Source organism: Phaeodactylibacter sp., from assembly GCF_022763345.1.
In the GTDB taxonomy this organism is placed as follows: Bacteria; Bacteroidota; Bacteroidia; order Chitinophagales; family Saprospiraceae; genus Phaeodactylibacter.
Genome location: NZ_JALEGS010000044.1, coordinates 1 through 7,301 on the forward strand (window position 1 = coordinate 1; position 7,301 = coordinate 7,301).

Genomic DNA, 7,301 nt, shown 5'->3' on the forward strand with positions numbered 1-7,301 from the left:
CAAACCTACTCAATGCTTGCCCGTGTCTCCTCACTTGTGGGCTTTGGCCACCGGAGACTATACTTAAAGGCAGGAGGGGCAGCACTTACGCTGGGAAGTGGTTTGCGCTTGCCCTGACAAGCTACGCTTCGTCAGTGGCCGATGTCGCAAATCCAAGATTCCAGACGATGAATGTCTGGATCAACGACCCCAGACGATGAATGTCTGGATCAACGACCCGACATTTATCGTTCCCCGTGCTGGCCGTCAGCGCCAGTAGGTGACCACTTCGTATTGCATATATTCGGAGGGTGCTGTTCGGCGACGCACTCGCTGCGATAGCGGGTAACCAAGCCTCAGGTGTTAAGTTCGGTATACTTTCTGACCTACTTTATCCATCAATCCACTATCTTTGCGCGAAATTAAAAACCAACGATGAACAGAGACATCCATTCCTGGCACAGCCCCCGCCTCAACAAACAAATGGAAGTAGCCGTCTACGGGCACTATGGCTTTGCCCTGCTCCTTTTGCCAACGGCTGCTGCCGACTACCTGGAGTACGAGCGCTTCCACTTGATTGACGCCATTGCCGGGCCCATCAACGCGGGCAAAGTGAAGGTGTTTTCCATCAACAGTATCAACGCAGAAAGCTGGCTCAATCCCAACATGCACCCCCGCCACAAGGCCATCCGGCATCAGCAGTTCAATGCGTATGTCTTTGAGGAAGTCGTGCCATTCATCAAAAGCATAACGAGCGAAGACACCCCTATCATCACCTGCGGGGCTTCATTAGGAGCTTTGCACTCCGTCAACCTGTTCTTCCGCCGGCCAGACCTCTTTAGCGGTGTCATCGGCATGAGTGGCGATTACGATCTGAGCACTTACACCAAAGGGTACCACGATCAGGATGTGTATTTCAACTCGCCGGTACAGTATCTTCCCAATATGGAGGACCACGGCCTGCTTACGCAAATCCGCCGCAGCAACCACATTCATATTGTTACCGGTCAGGGCGATTGGGAAAACCCGGATGCCTCCCGCCGCTTTTCTGCCATCCTGCACGCCAAGGGCATCAGCCATGAGCTTGATGTCTGGGGCCCGGATATGCCGCACGACTGGCCGACCTGGCGCAAGATGCTGCCTTACTACCTGGAATCCCGGTTCTGAGGGAAGACCACCTTGCCGGAAATCTCCTCCCTCATTTCCAGTAGGTTGAGTTCCGCGTCGTACAGGGCGTCCAGCGCAAAAGGCTGCCCGCTCAGGAGGTATTCATAAATCTGCCAGTCCGTGGGAGGGGTAGGGACATCAAGCAAACCACTGCGCGGAACCCAATGCAGGGTGCCTTCATCACAGGGTGGTGGCGGCACCCACTCGATAGCTGCGATGAAAATAAAACACAGCCAGTTGTAATGAACCGGCGAGGTCTCAGTAAGCACTCCGCCGTAGGTCAGTTGCTCCCGTGTCAGTTGAATACCGGTTTCTTCCGCCGTCTCTCGCACTGCAGTATCAATGGGCCGTTCGTAGGGCTCTACCTTCCCGCCCACGGGCACATACATGCCTTCATTGGGCATTTTATTCCGTTTGAGCAATAAAAACGCGTCTTCGTGGCGGAGCACAACCATGGTGGCGATGCGTTTGAGGCCTTCCTGCATGGTGTTGTTTTGGTCGTGAAGATAAGTGAAGTATTAAAATACCTCCTCTGTAGTGAAAAAGTAAAGGTGGGAGGTGCTAACCCCCTGCGCCTCCTCAAAACGAAGTAAACACCGTTGTTAAAATTAGGGGAGACCACAATCGGGCAATGTTCCGGCATCAGTTGTTTTTTTGAGTGGAAAGTGCTATTTTTAGATTATGAGCACAGCCGTATCCATTCCATTGTCATTGTCTGATCGTCTAAAGTTAGGCCCGGAATTGCACCGGTTCTCTGCTGATTACGCTACTTTCATCGACGTATTGCAACAGGTTGAGTATCCGGTCGAATTTGAAGATGGCTCAATCATTATTATGAGTATAGCATCTGACCACCACGAGCAACTCGTTGCTAATCTCCTTGGTGTACTTTTCGTTTGCTTAAAAGGTAATACCTATTACCGGCGTTATGGTAGCAATCGACATGTATTCATTGAGCACCAAACGAAAGCTTACGCACCTGATGTCTCCGTAGTACAGGGAATACCTTCCATCCATGAATATGCTCCGGGAAAGACTGCCCATACTAACCCCTGGATGGTAGCGGAGGTGATTTCTCCATCAAGCCGCAATCGTGATTTCGGGGAAAAGTTGCAGGGGTACAAATCTATCGCCTCCCTGCAATACATACTCTACCTGGAGCAGGACCGCCCTTATGCGACCCTTTTTGAGCGCCTGCCAGGTACGGAGCGCTGGAAAAGTACTGATTTCAATGACACAAACCAGGATCTTCAGGTCGGAGCTTTTGAAATACAGATGTCGGATCTGTATCAAGGACTGTTCTAATCTCCACCGGATGCCTGAGCAATTTCAACTTCATAAGGCGCCTTCCTCCCTAACTCATACCGCAAATAGCCATAGGTGACTGCCACGGCCAGCACATCCGATACCGGGAAGGCATACCACACGCCATCCAAACCGAAAAAGTGGGGCAAGATGAGCACAAAAGGGATCAGGAAAAATCCCTGCTTCGTCAGCGTGAGTATTAATGCCGGCCAGGCTTTCCCAATCGCCTGGAAGTAGGCGGAACTGACCAGCTGCGCTGTAATCAGCGGTACCGCTAGAAAACTGAGCATCAGCGCCCGGGGCGTTTGGCTGATGAGCTCCGGGTCATTGGTGAAAATGGACACGATAGGGCCTGCAAAAAACAGAATCCCCGCAAACAATCCCAGGGAAATCACCGTGCCGCTCCGAATAGAGTAATTGATAATGCTGCGCACCCGCTCCGGTTTACCCGCCCCATAATTGTACCCCACAATCGGCATAAACCCCTGAGTGATACCAAGCACCGGGAAATTCGCAAACATCATCACCCGGTTGATAATGCCGTACATGGCCACCGCCACTTCATTGCCATACTGGAAAAGCGTACGGTTGAGCACAATTGTAAGCAGGCTTATGGTGCCCTGCCGTGCCAAAGTGACGATGCCAATACTAAAAATATCTCGCACAAGCGTCCTGTCGAGCGCCATACTGCTGCGGTACAATGTCAACTCCGACCGTCCTGAAAGGAAAAACCATAGCGTAAACCCGCCACTCGCATAATAGGACAGGGTAGTGGCCCATGCCGCCCCTTCGATGCCCCAGTCCAGCCACACAATGAAAATCGGGTCCAGAATCAGGTTTGCCACAGCCGGCACCATCATCGTAAACATCGCCATATTCGGCGCTCCCTCTGCCCGCATCACATTATTGCCCATCATGGCAAACGCTAGCCCGGGTACACTAAGCAATACGATGGTAAAATAGGATTTAGCTGGCTCCATAATATCGCCCTGTGCTCCAAAAAGTTCCAGCACCGGCGTGAGCAGAAACGATAGCCCCAAACCCAGTACGACCACCAGTAATAGCGTCAGGGTGGCCATATTGCCAAAAACTTTACAGGCCTTGTCATGGTCATCCCCACCCAGCGCCCGTGAGATTATCGAACTGCCCCCCACGCCAATCGCCATACCCATACTGGAAATCAGGAACATAATAGGCATCACCACCGTAATGGCCGCAATGCCCAGTGTGCCTACCCATAGCCCAACGAAAATGGTATCCACAATGGAGTAAATAGACATAACCAGCATGCCCACGGAAGCCGGGACTGCCATTTTCCGCAACAGCGGACCGATGGGCTTCTCGCCCAGTTCTTTTGACTGGCTCATAGGGTGCAACCATTTTTGTGGTCGCAATGTACCTATAATTAGTACAACCTTAAAACCTGATGTCCATAGCACCCAAACCTAAAGACCTGCTGCAGCAAATCCAGGCCTTTGATACCTTCTCCGAAATACCTCCGGAAGCCTTGCAGTGGATGATCGATGCATCCGAGTACCACCTTTACAAAAAAGGTGAAGCTTTATTCCGCCCAGGCGATGCCGTGGACCACATGCAGATTATTGTCAGCGGGCAGTATGTCATCCGTGCCACGCGCGGCGGGCAATCCCTGGAGCTGGGCGTTTTTGAAACCGGCTACATCACAGGAGTCCTGCCCTTCTCCCGCATGACCCACACCCAGGCAGAGGGTATCGCCTTACAACCAACATATACGCTGGAGCTCCACCGGCAGCACTTTACAGAAATGGTCAACCGCAGCTACGCCCTTACCCAGGCACTCGTGGCACGAATGAGCGACCGGGTGCGGGATTTCACTTCCCAGCGCTTCCAGACCGAAAAACTTATGGCCTTGGGGAAACTCTCCGCCGGACTGGCCCACGAATTGAATAACCCGGCCTCGGCCATGGTCCGCAATGCGCAGGAGCTATACCAAAAAGTGCATTCCACGCCGGAAAAATTCAAGGCGATCATGACGATGGGCATTACCCCCGGACAGACCGATCAGATCAACACTATATTGTTTGGGAAAATTCAGGAAGCCCCTTCCTTGTCTCTCAGCCTTATGGAGCGGGAAGAGCGCCTGGACGATATGCTCGATTGGCTGGAAGACCACGGCGTTGAAGGCGCTGAGGACATTGCCGAAACCTTCGCTGATTTTGGCATGACGGTAGAAGAGTTGTCCAGAGTCGAGAAGATCGTAGGCGAGCAGCCCCTGCCTTCTATCCTTTGGTGGCTGGAAAGCACGCTTAGCCTGGAACGCCTCGTAGAGGAAATCAACGAAGCCTCTAATCGGATTTCCAGCCTCGTTCGCTCCATTAAAGATTACTCCCACATGGATAGGGGCCTTGCTCTTGAACCCGTAGATATCCACGAAGGCCTGAAAAGCACTCTAACCATGCTCAGGCACCAGCTCAAAGGCAAGCAAATCGAACTGGTCCAAGACTTCTGCCAGTCGGCGCCTGCGGTACAGGGCTTTGCCGGTGAGCTCAACCAGATTTGGACCAACCTCATCGTAAATGCCGTTGATGCCATGTCACCCGGTGGGCAGCTAATTGTCCGCACCTATCCCGATCGTCAGTACGTCTGTGTGGATATCGAGGACAACGGCAGCGGCATTCCTGAAGAAGACCAAACCCGGATTTTCGAACCCTTTTTCACCACCAAGCCTATGGGGGAGGGGACCGGAATGGGGCTCGATATCGTCAAAAAAATAGTAGACCGCCATAAGGGCAAAATCACCTTGGATTCAAAACCCGGACGTACCGTTTTCACGCTTTGTTTCCCCACTGCTTAAACTTAAACGAATGGCCAGCAACAGCAAACCCATAATATTCTCGGTTGATGATGACCCCCAGGTACTGCGCTCTCTGAAGCGCGATCTCCGCAACGCATATAAGGAAGACTATCGCATTATCAGCACTGACAGCGCTAATGAAGGTCTTGAAGCGCTGGAGGAATTAAAGAAAAAAGGAGAGGAAGTCGCCCTGTTTATCTCTGATCAGCGGATGCCGGAAATGCTGGGGGTGGAGTTTTTGGAGCGTGCCCGGCCGTTATACCCGGAAGCCAAGCGCGTGCTACTCACCGCCTATTCCGACACGGACGCAGCCATCAAAGCTATCAATGATGTGCAGCTTGATTACTACTTTCTCAAACCCTGGGACCCGCCAAAGGAACGGCTTTATCCCGTCCTCAACGATTTGCTTGAAGAGTGGCAGGTTGGCTTCAAGCCAAAATTCAGGGGCATTCGCGTAGTGGGCTACAACTACTCCCCCAAGTCCCATCAGGTGAAGGATTTCCTGGCAGGCAACCTGCTGCCCTACCAATGGCTGGACATAGAAACGAGCCCGGAGGCAAAAGAACTGCTCAACTTGCACGATATCCCAGCCAAGACCCTGCCTGCGGTTTTCTTTGAGGATGGCAGTGCGATTGCCGATCCAACGGTACAAGCGATTGCCGCCAAAATAGGCCTCCACCCCAATGCACAGTCCGACCTTTACGATGTAGTCATCGTCGGAGCTGGCCCATCCGGCTTAGCCGCTGCCGTTTACGGCGGCTCAGAAGGGCTGAAGACCTTACTCATCGAGCGCCGGGCACCGGGCGGGCAGGCGGGCACGAGTTCCCGGATTGAGAACTACCTGGGGTTCCCCAAAGGACTAAGCGGTTCCGAACTTGCCCGGCGCGCCATCACTCAGGCGACCCGGTTTGGCGTGGAGTTTTTATCCCCTCAGGAGGTCAGCAGCATCTCCACCGATGGGCAATACAAAACCATCCACCTGGCAGACGGCTCCACCATCAATACCCGGGCCGTAGTCATTACCACTGGCGTCGACTACCGGAAGCTCCCCGCCGAGGGCGCAGCTGACCTCACAGGCGCAGGCATATATTATGGTGCAGCAATGACTGAGGCGAATGCCTGCCGGGAGAAAGAAGTCTACATCGTTGGCGGAGGGAACTCTGCCGGGCAGGGGGCGGTCTACCTTTCTCAGTTTGCCAAAACAGTACGCATCCTTATCCGTAAGCCTGACCTGACCGCCACCATGTCTTCCTACCTCATTGATCAAATCAATGCCATACCTAATATAGAGGTGCACGGCCGCCGGCAAGTACTTCAGGCAAAGGGTAATGGTCACCTCGAAACGCTGCTGCTGGAAAACATGGAAGACCAAGCTAGCTATGAGGTCCCTGCAGACGCCTTATTCATCTTCATCGGTGCCCGCCCTTACACCGATTGGCTAGACGGGCAAATCATCCGTAGTGAGAAAGGCTACCTAAAGACGGGCAATGACCTGATGGCGGATCCGGCTTTCGCCAAAGTTTGGAAACGTGACCGGGAGCCTTTCCTTCTGGAAACTTGCGTGCCTGGTATCTTCGCTGCCGGCGATGTGCGTGCAGGAGCTATGAACCGGGTTGCCTCTGCAGTAGGAGAGGGGGCTATGGCCATTAAGTTTGTGCATGAGTACCTGGCGGAGGTATAAGCCCGCCTGTAGAGCAAGGTCTCCATCCATCAAAGTGTTCTATTCGGAGAAACCACCTGCATACTTTGGATCACTAATCGATAAATCTGTCCATTCATATATTAAGGTGTACCGCTGACTGGCAGAAAAAAATTTACAGCACTCTTTTTGCAACTGAGCAAAATACAGTCATGTAACCCCACGTAGAGCTAGGCATTTACACGGGCAAATAATCTTGCTGCCAAACAAAGCCTCCGGGACTGACTTTCCCCGATTAAGAAAAAAAGAGAAGTTGCTTGCGGGAACGGGAAAAGCGTTTTACATTTGCACTCGCTTCGCAAGAGAGGCGTTGCTCGG

General features: G+C 52.7%; 6 protein-coding genes. 4 read left to right on the top strand and 2 right to left on the bottom strand.

The annotated features are described in order from the left end of the window. Window positions 1-414 precede the first annotated feature (414 nt). Window positions 415-1,146 (top strand): alpha/beta hydrolase-fold protein, encoded by a 732-nt coding sequence (locus tag MRY86_RS11585; RefSeq protein ID WP_293562732.1) that lies wholly within the window; start codon window positions 415-417, stop codon window positions 1,144-1,146. On the opposite strand, the gene MRY86_RS11590 is transcribed toward MRY86_RS11585, so the two are convergent. Further along, window positions 1,125-1,631, bottom strand: a complete 507-nt coding sequence (locus MRY86_RS11590; RefSeq protein ID WP_293562734.1) for an NUDIX domain-containing protein — start codon at window positions 1,629-1,631, stop codon at window positions 1,125-1,127. The genes MRY86_RS11585 and MRY86_RS11590 overlap by 22 nt on opposite strands. A gap of 196 nt (window positions 1,632-1,827) precedes the next feature. On the opposite strand from MRY86_RS11590, the gene MRY86_RS11595 reads away from it, so the two are divergent. Further along, window positions 1,828-2,451 (top strand): Uma2 family endonuclease, encoded by a 624-nt coding sequence (locus MRY86_RS11595; protein WP_293562735.1) that lies wholly within the window; start codon window positions 1,828-1,830, stop codon window positions 2,449-2,451. Here the strand turns inward: MRY86_RS11595 and MRY86_RS11600 are convergent. Beyond that, window positions 2,448-3,818, bottom strand: a complete 1,371-nt coding sequence (locus MRY86_RS11600; RefSeq protein WP_293562737.1) for an MATE family efflux transporter — start codon at window positions 3,816-3,818, stop codon at window positions 2,448-2,450. The two genes, MRY86_RS11595 and MRY86_RS11600, sit on opposite strands and share 4 nt — an antisense overlap. A 59-nt stretch (window positions 3,819-3,877) precedes the next feature. On the opposite strand from MRY86_RS11600, the gene MRY86_RS11605 reads away from it, so the two are divergent. Both MRY86_RS11605 and MRY86_RS11610 read left to right on the top strand, forming a co-directional pair. Then, window positions 3,878-5,284 (top strand): ATP-binding protein, encoded by a 1,407-nt coding sequence (locus MRY86_RS11605; protein WP_293562738.1) that lies wholly within the window; start codon window positions 3,878-3,880, stop codon window positions 5,282-5,284. 10 nt (window positions 5,285-5,294) lie between these two features. Then, entirely contained in the window at window positions 5,295-6,965 is a 1,671-nt protein-coding gene (locus tag MRY86_RS11610) for a response regulator (RefSeq protein WP_293562739.1), read from the top strand. Window positions 6,966-7,301: the final 336 nt, after the last annotated feature.